The 16,093-nt window shown below is 60.0% G+C and carries 11 protein-coding genes; 5 read left to right on the top strand and 6 right to left on the bottom strand.

Annotated features, from left to right (window positions below):
- Positions 1-6: 6 nt before the first annotated feature.
- Both NKJ46_RS15225 and NKJ46_RS15220 read right to left on the bottom strand, forming a co-directional pair.
- On the bottom strand, positions 7-2,589 hold the full coding sequence (locus NKJ46_RS15225; protein ID WP_352665789.1) for a serine/threonine-protein kinase: 2,583 nt from the start codon (positions 2,587-2,589) through the stop codon (positions 7-9).
- Between the two features lie 5 nt (positions 2,590-2,594).
- Positions 2,595-3,368: a PP2C family protein-serine/threonine phosphatase gene (locus NKJ46_RS15220; protein ID WP_352665788.1), complete on the bottom strand. Its 774-nt coding sequence runs from the start codon at positions 3,366-3,368 to the stop codon at positions 2,595-2,597.
- 537 nt (positions 3,369-3,905) lie between these two features.
- On the opposite strand from NKJ46_RS15220, the gene NKJ46_RS15215 reads away from it, so the two are divergent.
- Together NKJ46_RS15215 and NKJ46_RS15210 are read left to right on the top strand one after the other, a co-directional pair.
- Entirely contained in the window at positions 3,906-4,508 is a 603-nt protein-coding gene (locus NKJ46_RS15215; protein ID WP_352665787.1) for a DNA-binding protein, read from the top strand.
- Positions 4,505-5,338, top strand: a complete 834-nt coding sequence (locus tag NKJ46_RS15210; protein ID WP_352665786.1) for an RES family NAD+ phosphorylase — start codon at positions 4,505-4,507, stop codon at positions 5,336-5,338. Before NKJ46_RS15215 ends, NKJ46_RS15210 begins: the two co-directional genes overlap by 4 nt.
- Before the next feature lie 67 nt (positions 5,339-5,405).
- Here the strand turns inward: NKJ46_RS15210 and tssM are convergent, their stop codons facing one another.
- From tssM to tagH, 3 genes are all read right to left on the bottom strand, one after another.
- Complete coding sequence (tssM, locus tag NKJ46_RS15205) at positions 5,406-8,969, bottom strand: type VI secretion system membrane subunit TssM (RefSeq protein WP_352665785.1); 3,564 nt, start codon at positions 8,967-8,969, stop codon at positions 5,406-5,408.
- Positions 8,970-8,991: 22 nt separating this feature from the next.
- Complete coding sequence (gene tssL, locus NKJ46_RS15200) at positions 8,992-10,332, bottom strand: type VI secretion system protein TssL, long form (RefSeq protein ID WP_352665810.1); 1,341 nt, start codon at positions 10,330-10,332, stop codon at positions 8,992-8,994.
- Between the two features lie 457 nt (positions 10,333-10,789).
- Positions 10,790-11,845 carry a type VI secretion system-associated FHA domain protein TagH gene (gene tagH, locus NKJ46_RS15195; protein WP_502903404.1) on the bottom strand — a complete coding sequence of 352 codons (1,056 nt, stop codon included), beginning with the start codon at positions 11,843-11,845 and terminating at the stop codon, positions 10,790-10,792.
- A 279-nt stretch (positions 11,846-12,124) separates the two neighbouring features.
- Between tagH and NKJ46_RS15190 the strand changes: the two genes are divergently transcribed.
- The 3 genes from NKJ46_RS15190 to NKJ46_RS15180 are packed head-to-tail and all read left to right on the top strand — an operon-like array spanning position 12,125 to position 15,238.
- Positions 12,125-14,455 carry a type VI secretion system Vgr family protein gene (locus NKJ46_RS15190; protein ID WP_352665783.1) on the top strand — a complete coding sequence of 777 codons (2,331 nt, stop codon included), beginning with the start codon at positions 12,125-12,127 and terminating at the stop codon, positions 14,453-14,455.
- A gap of 10 nt (positions 14,456-14,465) precedes the next feature.
- Positions 14,466-14,891 (top strand): DUF6484 domain-containing protein, encoded by a 426-nt coding sequence (locus NKJ46_RS15185; RefSeq protein WP_352665782.1) that lies wholly within the window; start codon positions 14,466-14,468, stop codon positions 14,889-14,891.
- Positions 14,891-15,238, top strand: a complete 348-nt coding sequence (locus NKJ46_RS15180; RefSeq protein ID WP_502903403.1) for a hypothetical protein — start codon at positions 14,891-14,893, stop codon at positions 15,236-15,238. Before NKJ46_RS15185 ends, NKJ46_RS15180 begins: the two co-directional genes overlap by 1 nt.
- Before the next feature lies 1 nt (position 15,239).
- On the opposite strand, the gene NKJ46_RS15175 is transcribed toward NKJ46_RS15180, so the two are convergent.
- The gene (locus tag NKJ46_RS15175) at positions 15,240-16,091 is read right to left on the bottom strand and encodes a Kelch repeat-containing protein (RefSeq protein ID WP_352665781.1); all 852 of its coding nucleotides are present in this window, start codon (positions 16,089-16,091) and stop codon (positions 15,240-15,242) included.
- Positions 16,092-16,093 lie beyond the last annotated feature (2 nt).

The following is a 16,093-nucleotide window of genomic DNA, read 5'->3' as shown; positions in this document are numbered from 1 at the left end:
CCCATGCTACCCGCCGAGCCGGAAATACTTGGCACTGGCCGAGAACTTGGATCCCTTGGCCTCGATTTCCTCGAGAATTTTGGGCAACAGCCGTGAGGCTGGCATTGGCGTGGAGAATGCAGCCGACTGGATATCCTGGGGCCCGGTAATCACCATGATGATCTGCGGCACGGCCTTGCCTGCTGCCCTGTCGGCGGCGCCGAGACCGATCGGGATGCTGAAGGTAGCCTTGTCCGATTGCACGACCATGCGGTCGTCGAGGTTGAACATCATGCCTTTGTGGTCGATCAGCAGCACGCTGGAAATGAGCCCGCCACGCGTCACCAGCGTACCGCTGATCGGCGTACCGTTCGGCACCGATGTTCGATCGAGGACAAGCTGCGGCTTTTCGCCAGCAGTCTGCCCCAGAAAGCGCAGGAAGTTGGTGACTTCGCACTGGCTCGGCTCAATGAGGCGCACGTTGATGTCCGGCTCAACGTGGAACTTTGCCTGGAAATCAGCCAACATCTGCTCGAAGGGCTGGACCGCGGTTCCAAATCCTTCGATGGCAGCGGTCTTATCGGTTATCGAGGTCACGGCGGCGTAGAAACAGTCGCCACCGCTGAAGTCGCGAACCCACGAGACGCGTTGCGCTATATCGTCGATTACCGGGGCAACTTCTGGCTTAGGCAAGTTCAGGGCGACCACGGCCTGGTCTGGTTCTTTGGCCGGCGGCAGGTCGGCCTGCTGCTCCTTTGCCCTCGTCGCATCCGGCTGGCGTTCAGCCGGCTTGGGAACGGGCGCTGCGGGTATCGCCTTCGCCGGCCGGCTCGCCTGGTGTTTGGGCGGCGGCAGGTCGGCCTGCTGCTCCTTTGCGCTCGTCGCATCTGCCTGACCTGCAGCCGGTTCGGGAGCTGGCGTGGCCGGTTTCGCCTCCGCCTGTTGGCTTGCCTGCTGTTCAGGCTTTTGGCTCGCCGCGGCGTCTGGTTCGGGCGGCGTCGGAGCCTTTTCGACCGGCGGGAGGGCAGGAACAAGCTTGGCAGGTGGCGAGGGCGTTTCGGGCTGAATTGACGGCGTTGCGTTTTCGGCCGGCGGTTGCGCCGCACTTGCTGACGGCGTCGACGTTTCCTCGGATTTCGGGAGTATCTTGGGCGACGCTGCCGGCGGCGGCATTCGATCTGCGGCCCCTGCCTGATTTTCGGCTGGTGCTAACGCAGTCTCCGTTTGCGGCTTTGGGGCTGGAACTTCCTGTGGCGGTTCAAGGGTGTCCGCAACATTGTCCGTCGCCAGCGGCTTCGATGCCTCTGCCTCTGGCATTGATGCTTCGGGGACAGGTATCGTTGCTCGTGGGGCAGGCTGTGGGGGCTCTGGCGCGGAAAGCGAGGTCTTGCTGGCGCTCGGCGCGGAGGGCGTTGTAAAGCCGCTGAAATAAACGCCGGCAACTGAGGCGAGAGCCAATGTCGCGAAGGCAGAGATTGCGATGGTTCGCGTCTTTGTGGATCGTCCAGGAACAGCGCCCACGACCGCACGTGGCGGCGCGGCGACCGGTGAGGCTCGCGGTTCGGACAACAGCGCCGGCCGGACATGCGGGACAAACCGCTGCCCAGTCGAGCCTGTTGCCAAAGGCGCTTCGTGGCCCAAGACATTGGATGGCGGGGACGAGGCCTTCGGATTGGGCGCAAGCGTTTGCCCCGCTCGTGGCAGACCCGGCCTGTCGCGGTTTGGGATGGACGTCGGTGGCGATGTCCCTTCGTCCTCGTCACGCGTCATCCTGGCGATCTCCGCCATGCTTACCGGGCGGTCTCGCGGATCCGGCTGCAGCATGGCTTCAACGATGCCGCGAAAATCGTCGTCGATGTCGGACAGGTCAGGCACGGTCCGACGCTTTTCGATGATCTCGAATTGGGACCCGCTCATGTCGATCGGCTTGCCGCGCAGGGCGGCAACCAGCACTAGCCCCAGGCTGTAGATGTCGGACTGCTCGCTGACATCGCCGCTGTATAGCCCAAGCTGTTCGGGGGAAACGTAGTTGTACTTTCCCGCGAATTTTCCGCCGATCAGGGTCTCACCGCCGACGGTCGCCGATCGCGCGATACCGAAATCGATGATCTTGGCGCGGTCAACCCGCCCGCCTGGCAAGATGATGTTGTCCGGAGAGAGGTCGCGGTGAATTGCTCCCGCCTCATGCACGGCGCTCAGACCCGACGTGAGGCGATGGCAGAGCTTGCGTACCTCTTCAGTCGGCATCGGGCCACGCCGGATGATGTCGTAAAGCGACTCGCCGTCGACAAATTCCATCGCAAGGTAAGGACGACCGATTCCGGGGTCGATGGTGAAGACGTGATATCTCACGACGGCATCATGCGAGAGGTGATTGAGGATCGACGCTTCCTTGCGGAACAAGGACAAGATCGTCGGGTCGCGGGCAAATTCGGGCAGGACGATCTTGATCGCGACATGGTCGCCAGTCTGAATGTTGTGCCCGCGGTAGACCTCACCCATGCCGCCGAATGCGATCCGCTCGTCAAGTTCGTAGATGCCGCTAAGCTGCGTACCGACGGCGGTGTTGGCCAGCTGCGGCGATATTCGCGTCTTGTCGTCGGCGCTCATCGGCCTCAACCCTCCGCTCTGGACAGATCAGGGTAGGGGGGGTGCCCATTGCTTCTGTTTGCGAATTTTACCAGCACAATCGTGACATTGTCTGTCCCGCCTCGCTCCAGCACCGTTTTCAGCAGAGCCTCACAGGCCGCCTGAGGTGTCGCAGTCACAACCGTGGCGCCGATCTCGGCATCGGTCAGATGCGCCGTCAGCCCATCGGTGCACAACACAAAGATGTCTCCGGGCATGATTTCGCCTTGCTGGAAATCGATGACGATTTCGTCGCTGACGCCTACCGCATGCGTGATGACATTGCGGCGCGGCCAGGTGAGCGCCTCGGCTGCGCTGATCATGCCGCGGTCGAGAAGTTCCTGAACTTCGGTGTGGTCCTTCGAGATCTGTGAGATCGCGCCGTTGCGGATCAGATAGACCCGGCTGTCGCCCGCCCACAGGCAGGCAAATCGCCCATCCATCGCCAACAGGGCGGCAACGGTGGAGCCGATGGTTATGCCGCGGGACTCGGAGATCCTGCGGATCTCGGCGTTGGCACGGCTCAGCCTGTCCTCGAAGCGTGCACGAAGATCCGGGGCGGAACTGGCAATGCCGATCGTGGCCAGATGATCGACGATGCTGGCTGAAGCAACCTCTCCGGCTTCATGCCCACCCATTCCGTCGGCCACCACCCACAGGCCGGTTCGCGGCTCGACCAGATAGTTGTCTTCATTGTGCTCACGGACACAGCCATTGTGGCTCACGCCGAAGCTTTCAAAGGAAAGGGCGACATCGCTCAACTTGCCACCAAGCGCTTCTCGAAGCGTCCTCTGCAGCGCACTCTCAGGCGCTCGCTGGCGCCACTTTGCCACAGGCTCGAATATTAAAATATCGAAATCTAGCTTTGAGCGCCTGACCGTTTTGGCGGGTCACCACGAGAAAGAGCTCAAGAGATGATTTGAGGGAGCGGCAGCGCTCAGTTGCCTGCTCAACTGCGCATGCTGCGATCTTCCCATCTGGCACGGCTTGCCGGTCCCTAAGCGTTCCAGCTCATCTCACAACCAACCAAGCAGCGGTCAGTACCCCGGAATGTGCGGAAAGACGTCGTAGGATCTCGCCATTATCGGCTCCCCAGAAGACCACCTGGATGCCACTGCCAGGAGCCCGACTTCTTCCAGGATCCGAGTGAGCAGCGTGCCCACCCAGCGCGCATTGCCGACGCAGTTCAAACAGGAGGGTAGATAATAGCCAACTATCGATCCTCGCCGTGACATCCGGCTGGTTAACGCAGGCAACATCGTTTCTATATATTCCTGATGTCAACCAGTGAGATCAGCATGGCTCGAACAGCGCCAAACACTAATATTATCGGGTCTGATAGTCTGCAGGCAGTGTTTCTTCGACGCGCCACATCGGCGCTTGAGCGCATTGCAGCCACTGCCTCACCAAAGGTTCTGGACGCATTGTCGGCCCCGACCGATGCCGGTTCGCTCGCCCGGCTTCTCAGCCAGTCGGACGTCATCGGGTCAGCCGTCATAGAACTCGATCCACTCGTCCCCGCCCTGGCAAGAAACGTCGAACACCGCAAAATTCTAATTGAGCGTGCGGGCGGCACGCTGTCGGCCGAGAATGCCGGACGGCTGCTCGGCATCTCGCGTCAGGCAGTGGACAAGCGCCGGCGGGCCGGGTCGTTGCTTGCGGTTCGGCAGGGGAGCGACTGGCACTATCCTGCTTGCCAATTTGACGAAACGGATATGGTCGCCGGCATCGCGGACGTTGTGCGGGCCTACACTTCAGCCGGATCGTGGATGGCGCTGGACTTCTTGCTCGCCCCCGACTCGGTGCTCGGAGGGCGCACGCCACTTGAGGCGTTGAGGGCCGGCGAGGCGGATTCAGTTCTGCGCATTCTACGCAGTGAGGCTGTGGATGGGTTTGCATGATTTCCGTGGATCGGGCCCCGCGCCGCGGTCCACCCGGCCTGGCGCCTCCTCCTCCCGATTGGCTTGACGATATCTCGCTTTCTATTGACAAAATAGAAGCCGGTCAGGTGCTGCACCGTGTTCACCGATCTTGGCTCGACCCGATTTTTTTCGGACCGGGACGGGGCGTGCCACCGACGAACCGTTTTGACAGCGCGGGCGGACGGTTCGTGGTCCTTTATGCCGGTCTGACGCTTCGCCGGGCGTTGGCCGAACCACAGCTGCGCAATCCGCAACGCCTCATGGTCGGCATGGCGGATATAGTGGAGCGTTCGGCATCGGGGTTGGTCGCGGACCGGCCCTTGCGCGTTGCGCGTCTGTATGGGCCGGGCCTTCAAACCATGGGCACTGACAATGCGATTTCGACGGGCCCCTATGAACCTTGCGGCCTTTGGTCTGATGCGCTGTGGGCGCATCGAGATCAGCCGGATGGATTGGCCTACCAATCGCGACACCATTCCAGCGAGATGTGCCTCGCTCTCTTTAAGAGAGCTGACTTTCAACTTAAGAGAGCTGACTTTCAACTTCTGCCAAAGGAGACCCGATCCTTATCGAGCATGTTCGACGAAGGTTGCAGCAGTGCTCGAGACTTATCGGAAATCCGTTTTGCTGCCCGCCAAGTAGCACGCCGCCAGTGCTGCCGGCGACGGTTCTCGATACGGTCCTTCGGACGAACGCCGCTCGTGGGGCCCTGGCGAGGCGGGTTCTTGCCCGGATGGGGAAGGCACCGTTTGGCAGGCGATGGTTTGGATACGCACATCAACCAGGCGTTCGCTGATGCCGCTCATTGATGCAAGACAAACCTCAGATCGACTAGATTTCGCGATCCCACTTGCCCTCGGCGAGGCTCAAATCCTCTCAGAAAGCCTTCGGACAGCTGAATACAGAAAGTGCGGGAAGGAAGAAGGGGCTGGGTCCGGGACCGGTCTGGATCGTATAACTGACGTCGCGTCCACCAACCACGAAGCGCGCCTCAACAGTGCCGTCTTTGCTGGTGATCGTCGCCTTGTCCAGCAACCGCTTCAGCGACCACGGCCCGTCGAAGCTGATAACGGATTCGCGGCCCGGCATTTCCGGTGTAAGTCTCAGACTGGCGGACGCCGAGGCCGCGCCGCTCGGCCAGGACACCGTGCTTGGCGTGTTACCCGCCTGGTTGCTCTGCACGATCTGGCCATCGATGTCGAGCACCGCAGAATCTGCATCGCCGTTCAGCGAGAACGGAGTAAACGTCAGGTTGACCGAGGGCATTGATCCGCCCGAGGGGAAAAAGGCGTTGCGGATTTCCGCAGCCACCTGAAAGTTTTTCAGCGTCGACTTCGACAGATCGCGCCCAAAGCGCGCATTCTGTTTCCAGCTCCAGTCCTGGCCGCTCATGTCGATCAAGGAAGCAAGGTTTAGTGCGAAAAACCGATCCATCAGGCCGCCCGGAGAGAACAGCTTGGCAAAGTCCGCCATCGCAATATCCTCGGTACCATCGCCGGCAAACGGGTAGCGGCCGTTGACCGCCTCCTCGCAGGGCTGCGTGACGGCCTGGTCGAGCATCTCGTTCAGATTCGTCAACGAAATTTCAGCCGCGTTGCCCTCAAATTCGTCTGCAGTTGCGTTGACCATTCTGCCGAGTTGCTTGGGCAGACGCGATGCATTGGCGCGAAGGGTGGCTATCTGCAGCTGAAGGTTGGCGTTGACACGTTCCGTCTGCGAAGGGACCTCGGTTGCCAGTTGCAGGCTCTGTTGGATATCGCGAAAATTCTGGGTCAGCGCATCGATCGGTCGGTGTCCAAAAGGCCCGCTTACCAGAGCCTGGAAGGACCTGAACTGCGCTTCGATGTTTGCCCCGGGGCTCTGGGTTTGAAATTTCGCCGACCCCATACCGGCACGGCTTTGCGACTTTGCGGAGCTAATTTGAATGCCGATGCGAGCCAGGCCCTTGGCCATGTCCGCAGCGTCCTGGGACTGGCGCATGACGGTGCCGGCTTGCGTCCCATTGCCTGAGTCTTCACCGGAGACAGGGTCGCGCGCCAAGGCTGTTTCCTCGGCAATCGCGGCAAAAAGCTGTTCGATCGGCGAGCTTGGTGAGGCAACGGCGGAAAGCGCGACATAGTGCGGCTTGTCGTTCAGCATGGCTTTGAATTTCAAACCATTGAGAACGCTGTTCCACGCGGCTGCGAACTCCTTGCCGTAGCGATCGAGAAGTTCGGGGCCGAGCTTGAGCAACTCCTGATCGATCCCGCCTTGCTCGCCGCCACCGCCCAGGACCCACTGGTCGTCGACGAGTGTCTGCGCAATGCGCGAAAGCTGTCCGAGATAAAAGTTGTTGAATCCGGCATGGGTGTAAAGACCGGGAACACGGAGCTTCGACAGATCGCCGCCATCGACGCGCTCGAACACAAGCTGCGCTTCCGGCCCGCCTTTTTGCGAAACAGAAAAATCGTCCAGCGCAGCCGCGTACACCGCCGACTTGATCAATGCGGACGCACGATCGGTAAGGCTCATGCGCCCGAGTGAACGTTGGGCGGCTTCCACAAGCGGCTGGTTGAGTTCGAAAGCCGGATCATAGGCATCGTCCAACGCAAGCATGGCGCGCAGGTGCTTTTCGAGCTGCGCGCGTCCTTCGCGGTTGCTCTCGCCTGGATACCGGTTCTGTTCCCAATCCTGCTTCATCCAGGAGATGATCAATGCGTCATCGACCTTGGGTGCTTTGCCGCCAAGCATCAGGTAGATCTTGAGCGGTTCGTAGAGCGCGGCGGGCTCAGCCATCGTCGCCTGGACGGTCCGCTCGGCCTGAACAAGCAGACGCGACCGCAACATTCGTTCCAGTGCTTGCCGGTAGGCTGTTGTCGATGCCGAAAGAAGCCTTTCCCGCTGGCTAAGGCCGACCGTTTCCTCGATCGGTATCGGTAAGTCACTGGTTTCGAAACCGGCCGGCATCTTGCGCAACTGGTCGAGCGGGCCGATGACGTTTTCAAGGTCGACATCGGTGACCGTGGTGCTTTTGAGCAGGGCGTCGGCTGTCTCGCGATATTGGCTCGTCGCCTGCGTGGTGGAGGCGATCAGCGAGCGGTTGGCCATGAAGCTCATCCCGAGCGCGCCAAGGGCCGCTGCAGTGATCAAGGCTATGATGCCAAAGCCGCCATATCTGAGGGCCGCTGCCCGCCTCTCGGTCGCTCGGTCATAGGAAACCCACCCGGATTCGGCGAAAATGACATCAGTCAGGAGATCGTGCAAAAAGAAGCTTTTGCCGGTCCCGGACAGGTGGGGGCGGGAATTGTTGCCGAAACTGCGGCCGATTGCGCCCAGCACCTGATCGATAGGCGTTCCCTCTTGGGTCCCCGACGAGAAGTAGAGCCCACGCAAGCTGACGTTCACCTGGCTGCGGACCGGATCGAACAGGCTGGTCACGAAATTGGCAATTCGGCCCTTCAGCGCGTAAAACTGGGCCGGAAAGCCAAAAATCGATATGCGCGAGACCGGATCAGGCTCTTCCTGCAGGCGATCAGGCATCTCGTCCGCCAAGCGGTTCGCCAGTGCATCGAATTCGGCCGAAGCCTCACCGGCCATGTTCTTATTGCGGTCTGTGGTCTGGAATGTCGCGCCCCAGACCTTGCGCCTGCGCGGCTCCTCGAAACTGCCGAAATAATCCATGAAGCCGACAACAAGATCGGCCTTGGTGAAAAGCAGGTACACCGGAAACTGGATTTTCAGCGTCTCGTGGATCTCCCTCAGGCGACTGCGTATTTCCACGACATGGGCGTCAAGCTGCTGGTCATCGAGGCTGATGAGATCGGCAAGGCTGATGGCCAGGATAACCCCATTGATCGGTTGTCTGGTGCGGTGTTTCTTGAGCAGTGACAAAAACGCAAGCCAGCTCTTGCTGTCGCTTCCAGCATTGGAATCCTGCGTGGTGTAGCGTCCCGCCGTGTCGATCAGCACAGCATTTTCGGTAAACCACCAGTCGCAGGAGCGGGTGCCGCCAACTCCGGCCACCGGCTGGGCGTCTCCTGAACCGGCAAGCGGAAAATTCAGACCCGAATTGACCAGTGCCGTCGTCTTGCCGGCGCCCGCCGGGCCAATGACGATGTACCAGGGAATATCGTAAAGGAAATTGCGCTTGCCGCTCGAGCGCTTGAGTGTTGCGATGGCCTCACTCATGCGCGCCTCGAGCACCGGTGAATCGTCATTTCCCCCGTCGTTGCGGGCAACGGCGGTCTCGAGCGCTTTTTCCGCCTTTCTCACCTGCCAGACGCGCACTCCGTAAACGAGGGCCGCGGCCGCCACGATCGTGCCGATGATTGTCGCGCGCAACCAGACAGGTCCCAGCGGCCGCATATCGGCGAAGCGGATCAAAGGTCCAGCAAACCAGATCGCCGCCGCAAAACCGCCCAACGCGGCCGTGCTGAATATCCGCGGCAGCCAACGCATCATTGGCGTTTCCCACCGGCGGTGTTCACAGCGTTTCCTCCTTGGGGATCATAACGTCGACACGGCGGTTCTTGGCGCGGCCCTCGGACGTCGCATTGTCGGCAATTGGCTCATCTTCGCCCTTGCCCTCGGGGGTTACTCGCGAGGGATCGCTAAGCTTCGCCGCGATCATTGTCTCAACAGCCTTCGCGCGGGCGACCGAAAGGTCAAAATTCGATTTGAACGTGCTCGATTTCCGTGGTTTCACATTATCCGTGTGGCCAACGATCGTGATTGACCCTGGCTCGTGCTCAAGGGCTGCGGCAATCTGTGCGGCCAGTGGCAGAAACTCGGGCTTCACTTCGGTCTTGCCGGGCGGAAACAACAATTGATTGTTGATCTCCACTACAATGAAGTCGCCTTTTGTGCCGATGGTCATCCCGCCGCGCTCGACTTGCGTGGACAGTGCTGAGCGGATGCGGTCAATCTGGCCGGTCACGGCAGGCGAGGTGGCTGTCACCGGTTTGGCAAGTGGGGGTATCACACTGGCGCGCTCGATCGTCACAGGCGTCGAGGGATTGAGCGCCAGCAATTGTCTGGCTGCAGCATCGCCTTCATCGGTCATGAACGCCCGCAGCGTGAAGAACGCGGCCGTCAGCAGGGCTGACGCCGCTGCAGCAACACCCCAGAGCGGCAGGCGGGTCGAAGACGGCACCATCGTAGCGGCCATGCCTTGCCAGCGGGGGGAGATGTCCTCTCCGGCACGGGCCCTGAAGTAGCGAAGCGTCTCGTAGACGTCGCGCCGCACACGTTCGAGACTGGTATCGTCGCGCGCCAGGCCACGATACTGGCCCTCAAATCCCAGGGACAGGCACACATGCATCAGTTCGAGCAGGTCTAAGTGTGGCTCAGGATTGGCCAGCACCTTGTTCAGTGCTTCATAAAAGCCGGCGCCGGTGGGCTCGATGTGAAAGAACCGCGACAGCATACTGTGCTGTGCCAAGGTGTCCTCGCCGGCCCAAGGCAGGTTGCCCACAAGATCATCGGCGGTTTCGCAAAGGGCAAACTTCGCGATCCGCGCATCCTCTTCGGGAACCCCTGACTTCTCCAGCGTCCAGTCGAACCTCTCGATTGCATCGGCGATATGTTCGGCCAATGGCGCCGCCTGTCTTTCGACCGGCACGAGCCTGAGATGCCCGAACAGGACGAGCAACGGCGCTGACGCAGCGAGGATCGGATTTGCCGTCGAATATTTTACCGTGTCTGCGGCGCCAAGCAGCACCTCCTGCTGAATGGTCGGCCTTGACCCGGCCGCCTCGGCTCTGGCCGCTGTACCGGACGATGCTCCCTGATAAAGAATGGTTCCGGATGTCCAGTCCGGCGGCATATGCCGACCTATGTCAGGATCGAAAACTGTCGATTCCTTGACATGCGGGGCCGCGACGGTCTTCGCAATCGGTCCGTTTGCGGCTGGTTTCGCATTCTGCCCGCGTCGTGGATTGGTGCGGATGACGGTCTTGCCGACCGGGCCGAAAGGATCGTCCTTCGAGCTCATCGCCGATATGCCGCTGCCGTGCAGTGTCCGCGCTCGCGTGCGAGAGGCGCCAGATCTTTCCTGGCTGGATAGGGCAGGCAATGGTCCTTCCGGCAAGGCGGTCCGGAGCTACAAGAAAGTATGGCGCCGCAATCTGACATTTGCCGCAGACCCCAGGTCAATCAGGCTTACCCGCTTGGCGAACTGTCGCATGTGATCGTAGTCTCAGATGTTATCGATTGGAACATGATGCGGCGCGCCGATGCGTTTTTTCTTCGTGAGCTAAAGCGCCGCAGTTTGTTTAGTCCGTCTATTTTTGTTTATCGGCTTTTGCATACGCCTCGCTAAAATAGGCCAAGAATATATCCAGCATGCCGTTTTCGTGTGCTTCTTCCATGCTCCGCCACGTCCCGACAAAAGCGTCCCATGCTTGGGCCTTCTTCGAGCTGAACGATGTCGGCGGGAGCTTTTTGCCGATCGCTTCCGGCGACAGGTCGTCAAGCAGTCGCGACAGCGCAGCTTGCATGGCGGCATAGGTGGCAAATTCGTGCGCCTTGAGATCGCGGAACGCGTCCTCGACGCTGCGCCTGGCATCGAGATAGCCGGCCCTGCGCCGTGCGAACATGATTTCGAGTATGTCGTCGGTCCCTGGGACAAATTTGAGGGGATTGTTTTCAGCGGAGCTTATCATCGTTCGGTGTGGGCTCTTGGCCAATGTCTTTGCAGCCGCACGTGCCTTCAGCAGCATGGCCAGTTGCTCGACCATCGTGCGAAGCACTGCGCCGATTTCGGCAGCGACTTCATGCGCATCACGCAATTGGAACAATTCCGGCGAGATGCCTGCGCCGATTGCCATTTCCCGCAGCACCTCGTCTGTCGTCGAGGGGAGAGCCGTAGGCAGCGACGATGTCGATGGCGGTGCTTGCTCGAGCCATCGCTCTGCCGAACGGAAGAGAGGCTCGCCTCCGGAATCAAGCAGCCGATCGGCCGCGGCCGGCATGTGTCGTTGCGTCGAACCTCGGTCGGCCTCCGGATGACTTGGCATTGCATGCTCGTCGTCAATCGATACCAAGATGACGTAGCGGCCGACCAGGAGCCTGTCGCCGTGGTCTAGCCGGCGCGGACCGGTGATACGTTGGCTCGATCCGTTGATGAAAGTGCCATTTCGCGAAATGTCGTGCAGCCAAAACGCGCCTGCTTCATATCGGATTTGGCAATGCCGGCCGGAGATGAATTTCTCAGGGTCGGGCAAGATCCAGTCGCAATGTTCGCGCCCGATTTTGAAGCTGCGATTACGCGATCTGTAGCCGGGCGACACGCCGGCGGGCATGGCATCGACGTTGCTGATCTGCAGACTGATTAACATGCGAAATCGCCTGTGTGATCGCTGGCGGCCTTGCCGACACGATACTCCATGTTTTTAGAGTGGCTAATCCCAAATTCGCATCACTTTGGCGCAACGTAGCGAGCGAATTCTTGGTAGCGCAGGGCCGGGCGGCGCTTCATGGTCCTCTTTGGCCAGCACAACAACATGTGTTACGCTCGACATGGACTGGCATTCATCGAGGTTAGATGTGATTTCGAGTTCCTGAATAGGATCTTCAAATCCGCCGCGCTGGCTGCTGGCCCAGGAGGGGCACGACCCATGCCGAGTGAACAACGCGCCACGGTGGTGCAAACGCCAGTTGGCGCTGAGCTGCTGACCTTCACACATCTCATCGGTCGAGATGAGATCAGCCGTTGTCTGGCCTACACGGTCGGGTTCGTAAGCCCCAGCCCCGATATCGATCCGCTGAAGATGCTGGGTGGCCCCGTCTCCATCGAAGGTGAAGCCGACCCCCAGCGCTGGTTCAGCGGCATCGTGTCGGACTTTCGCCTCACCCGGATCGAGGATCGGCTGGCCTATTACGAAGCAGTCGTCCGGCCATGGCTCTGGTTTCTCGGCAATACGACCGACTGCCGCATTTTCCAGAACATGAGCGTCATCGAAATCGTTGAACAGGTATTTTCGAAATACAGCACGGCAAGATTCGAGAAGCGCCTGCAAGGGTCCTATCCGCCGCGCGAGTACTGCGTCCAGTACGACGAGACGGATCTCGACTTCGTGCAGCGGCTGCTCGAGCACGAAGGCATCCTGTATTTCTTCGAGCATGGCGAGGGCAAGCACACCCTTGTGCTGGCCGATGCGATGAGCAAGCTGAAGCCAGCGCCGGGCTATGAAAAAGTGCCGTACCACTTTGAGGGGCAGGGCTCCCGGCGTGATGTCGAATATATCACCGAATGGATCCCGGGCAGCTCGGTGCGGCCGGGCTCCTATGTCCATACCGATTATGATTTCAAGAAACCGGGCGCCGACCTGATGGCCAAGTCGGCCCAGCCGTTCAGTCACAAGTTGGCTGCGGGGGAGAACTACCGGCAACCCGGCGCGCATCTGGAAGTGGGCCGCGGCGACAGCCTGGCGGCGATCCGGCGCGAGGAAATCCAGGCGGTGCACCAGCGCATCGCGGCGGTCGGAACCGTGCGGGGCCTGTACTCAGGCTGCACGTTCAAGCTGGACGGCTTTCCGCGCGAGGATCAGAACCAGGAGTATCTGGTGGTCAGCGCCGAATACAGGCTTTTTGACCCTGGCTACAGACCCCATGCCGACGTCGACAGCGAGAACTTCAAGGTGATCCTTGGTGTGGCACCTACGGCCTTGCCCTATCGTCCGCCGCGGGTCACGACACGGCCGATCATGCGCGGTCCCCAGACGGCGACGGTGGTCGGTCCGTCCGGCGAGGAGATATTCACCGACAAGTATGCGCGGGTGAAGGTCCAGTTTCATTGGGACCGGTTGGGCAAGAAGGACCAGAACAGTTCCTGCTTCGTGCGAGTTTCGCAGACCTGGGCCGGGAGCGGCTGGGGTTTCATCCAGATACCGCGCATCGGGCAAGAGGTCATCGTCGACTTTATCGAAGGCGATCCTGACCTGCCGATCATCACCGGCAGGGTCTACAATGCCGCGCAGATGCCGCCTTACGGGCTGCCCGGCAACGCCACGCAATCCGGCTGGAAATCCGATTCATCGAAAGGCGGCGGCGGCTACAACGAGCTGATGTTCGAGGACAAGGCCGGCTCTGAGCTGGTCAACTTCCAGGCTCAGAAGGACCATCACCTTCTGATCAAGCACGACCGCAAAAAGTTGGTTCAGCACGATCAGTCCGACCGCATCGACCACGACGCTAAGCACTCCGTCGGCCACAATCTCGACGAGGACGTCGGCAACAACAAGACGGTCAAAGTAGGCGTCGACCAGACAACCAATATTGGCAACAACGACACCGAGACGGTAGGTGTGAACCGCTCGCTAACGGTCGGATCGAACGAGACGATCAATATTGGATCCAACTCTACCGAAACGATTGGCGCCAATCACACGCAAACCGTCGCGATCGTCCAGACGGTCAGCGTCGGCGCGGCGCGCGTCGATTCAGTCGGAGCATCCGAGACCCGAACCGTGGGCGGCCCGCAAGCCAATACAATCGGCGCGACCCGGTCCGTCACTGTAGGTGCGGCGCAGAGCCATCACATTGGTGCTGACGACAGTTGGCAGATTGCATCGAACCAATCCGTCCAGACAGGTGCCGACCAAAGTTTCAAGATCGGTGGCGCTCACTCCTCGCAGATCGGCAAGGGACGAGACGCCAAGATTGCCGAGGACGATGCGACTGACATCGGCGGTGCGCGCGCGCTGAAGATAGCCAAGGGAAGCCTAGTTCAGATTGGCGAGGATGGTGCCATCAAGGTTGGCAAGGATTTGTTGATCGAAGCGGGCGACTCCATCGTGATCAAATGCGGATCGGCGGCGATCTCGATGAAAAAGGACGGCACCATCAACATCGAAGGCAAGGATATTTCCGTCAAAGGCTCGGGCAAGATCAACGTGAAGGCTTCAAGTGACATCACGATGAAGGGTTCGGAGATCAAGCAGAACTGAGGGGTGTGCGATGAGGATTACAACAGAGCGCATTGAAGGAGTTGTTATTGGCATCTTTTTGGGCTTTGGAGAGAGTTCACCCCTCGTGGTCTTTCCAGGCAATCCCCAGGAAGCTGCCGTTCCAGCGAGAAGCCTTGCTGAGCTGACGTCGGATATGATTGGCGCCGAAGTGGCGCTGCTGTTTCAGGACGGCGATCCTGGTCGGCCGCTTATTGTGGGACGAATAGTCGAGCCGGCACCCCGGGCTTCGGCACCGCAAATCCTCCGCGACGGGGAGCGGGTGCGGATCACCGGCAACGAGAGAATCGAGCTTCGCTGCGGCAAGGCTTCCATCATCATGGAGAAGGACGGCCACATTACTATCCGCGGCACCTATGTGACGAGCCACGCCAGCGCCACCAATCGTATCCGCGGCGGCTCGGTCAACTTGAACTGATGGCCGCTCCCGTTCTGCCCGAGATCGTACGCCAGCACGCCGAGATGGCGGCTTTTTTGTGGACGATCTACGACTACAACCTGCTGCATCCTGGCGAAAACCCAGACATGGACGAGGAGCGCCTCGCACGGCTCGTGGAACGGTTGGAAGCCCATCTCGATGGGCTACGTGTGGCGGGAGACGCCGGGCGCAGGATGGCCGTTGAACGCTATGCTGAGTACCCGGAACCGGGTGAATTATTTGTTGTGCAGATTTTGAAGTCCACCCGAACGACCCTGCTCATCTCCGACCTCGACATCGAATCCGTTCGTCGGTTCATCCAGCAGAATGGAAAAGCGCTCAAGTAGTTCAAAAGAGATCGTCGAAGGCTATTTCGTGTTTTTGCCCTTGATGGAATACATGGACCACATTCGCGCCGCAGCACACGATCGATTCGCCGCGAGCATCGCAATGGTAGGCGTAGACATCAGTGTCGAAGGGCCTGACCTCTCCATGCTCAAGATAAAATAGGCCTTTTTCGCCGCCGGAAAGATAGACCTTTTCGCCTACCCGAAGAGCATGATGGAAAGTCGCGTCCGGAGTGTCGATGCTTACCCACTCTTCTGCGCGGCCTTTGAATAATACGTGATCACCGCATACCACAATGTCACCATCTGCGCAGACGGCCAGGGCAAAGAAGTCGGCGCTGGTGGGCAAGTCGATGAAGCTCCAGTGACCGTCCTGCCATCGGGCCAACGTGGCCTCCGCTCCGCACACAAAAAACGCGTTCGGCCCGTCCGCCACCACATGGAAAAGGTCCACGTTGCGCTTCATGTCCAGCGATCTCCAGGCGTCGGCCTCAAGCATTTGGACAAGTCCCTCGTAACATGTTGCGAATACCCGCCCGTCAGGCGCACCGATCATCCGTGTGATAGCCTCGCAGGGCCGCTTCACCGCATCTGTTGCGCTGCCACGCACCAAATAAATCGTGTTGTCCCAACGCGACACATAGCTGGTTTGGGAATCCGGGGAATAGAAGTTCGTCAGCCACTCTTTGCGGTGCAGCAATATGTCCGACGCCCTCCGGTTTGTGCGATCTATGCGACGAAGCTCGGAGACGTAGTTTTCGCGAATGTCATTACTGCAGACGAGGACGTGCAGAAGCTCGTCCGAAACGAAGTCGACCCTTATTACAGTCGTTGTCACGCTGCTGTTGGGCATCT

Origin of the sequence: Mesorhizobium sp. M0166 (assembly GCF_040322255.1) — a bacterium.
Classification (GTDB): Bacteria; Pseudomonadota; Alphaproteobacteria; order Rhizobiales; family Rhizobiaceae; genus Mesorhizobium.
This window is presented reverse-complemented; position numbering and strand designations above follow the sequence as displayed.

Excerpts from the sequence above, each read along its gene's own strand:
- NKJ46_RS15225 (WP_352665789.1), bottom strand. The coding sequence starts at position 2,589 with ATGAGCGCCGACGACAAGACGCGAATATCGCCGCAGCTGGCCAACACC.
- NKJ46_RS15215 (WP_352665787.1), top strand. The coding sequence starts at position 3,906 with ATGGCTCGAACAGCGCCAAACACTAATATTATCGGGTCTGATAGTCTG.
- NKJ46_RS15210 (WP_352665786.1), top strand. The coding sequence starts at position 4,505 with ATGATTTCCGTGGATCGGGCCCCGCGCCGCGGTCCACCCGGCCTGGCG.
- tssM (WP_352665785.1), bottom strand. The coding sequence starts at position 8,969 with ATGATGCGTTGGCTGCCGCGGATATTCAGCACGGCCGCGTTGGGCGGT.
- tssL (WP_352665810.1), bottom strand. The coding sequence starts at position 10,332 with ATGCCGCCGGACTGGACATCCGGAACCATTCTTTATCAGGGAGCATCG.
- tagH (WP_502903404.1), bottom strand. The coding sequence starts at position 11,845 with ATGTTAATCAGTCTGCAGATCAGCAACGTCGATGCCATGCCCGCCGGC.
- NKJ46_RS15190 (WP_352665783.1), top strand. The coding sequence starts at position 12,125 with ATGCCGAGTGAACAACGCGCCACGGTGGTGCAAACGCCAGTTGGCGCT.
- NKJ46_RS15185 (WP_352665782.1), top strand. The coding sequence starts at position 14,466 with ATGAGGATTACAACAGAGCGCATTGAAGGAGTTGTTATTGGCATCTTT.
- NKJ46_RS15180 (WP_502903403.1), top strand. The coding sequence starts at position 14,891 with ATGGCCGCTCCCGTTCTGCCCGAGATCGTACGCCAGCACGCCGAGATG.
- NKJ46_RS15175 (WP_352665781.1), bottom strand. The coding sequence starts at position 16,091 with ATGCCCAACAGCAGCGTGACAACGACTGTAATAAGGGTCGACTTCGTT.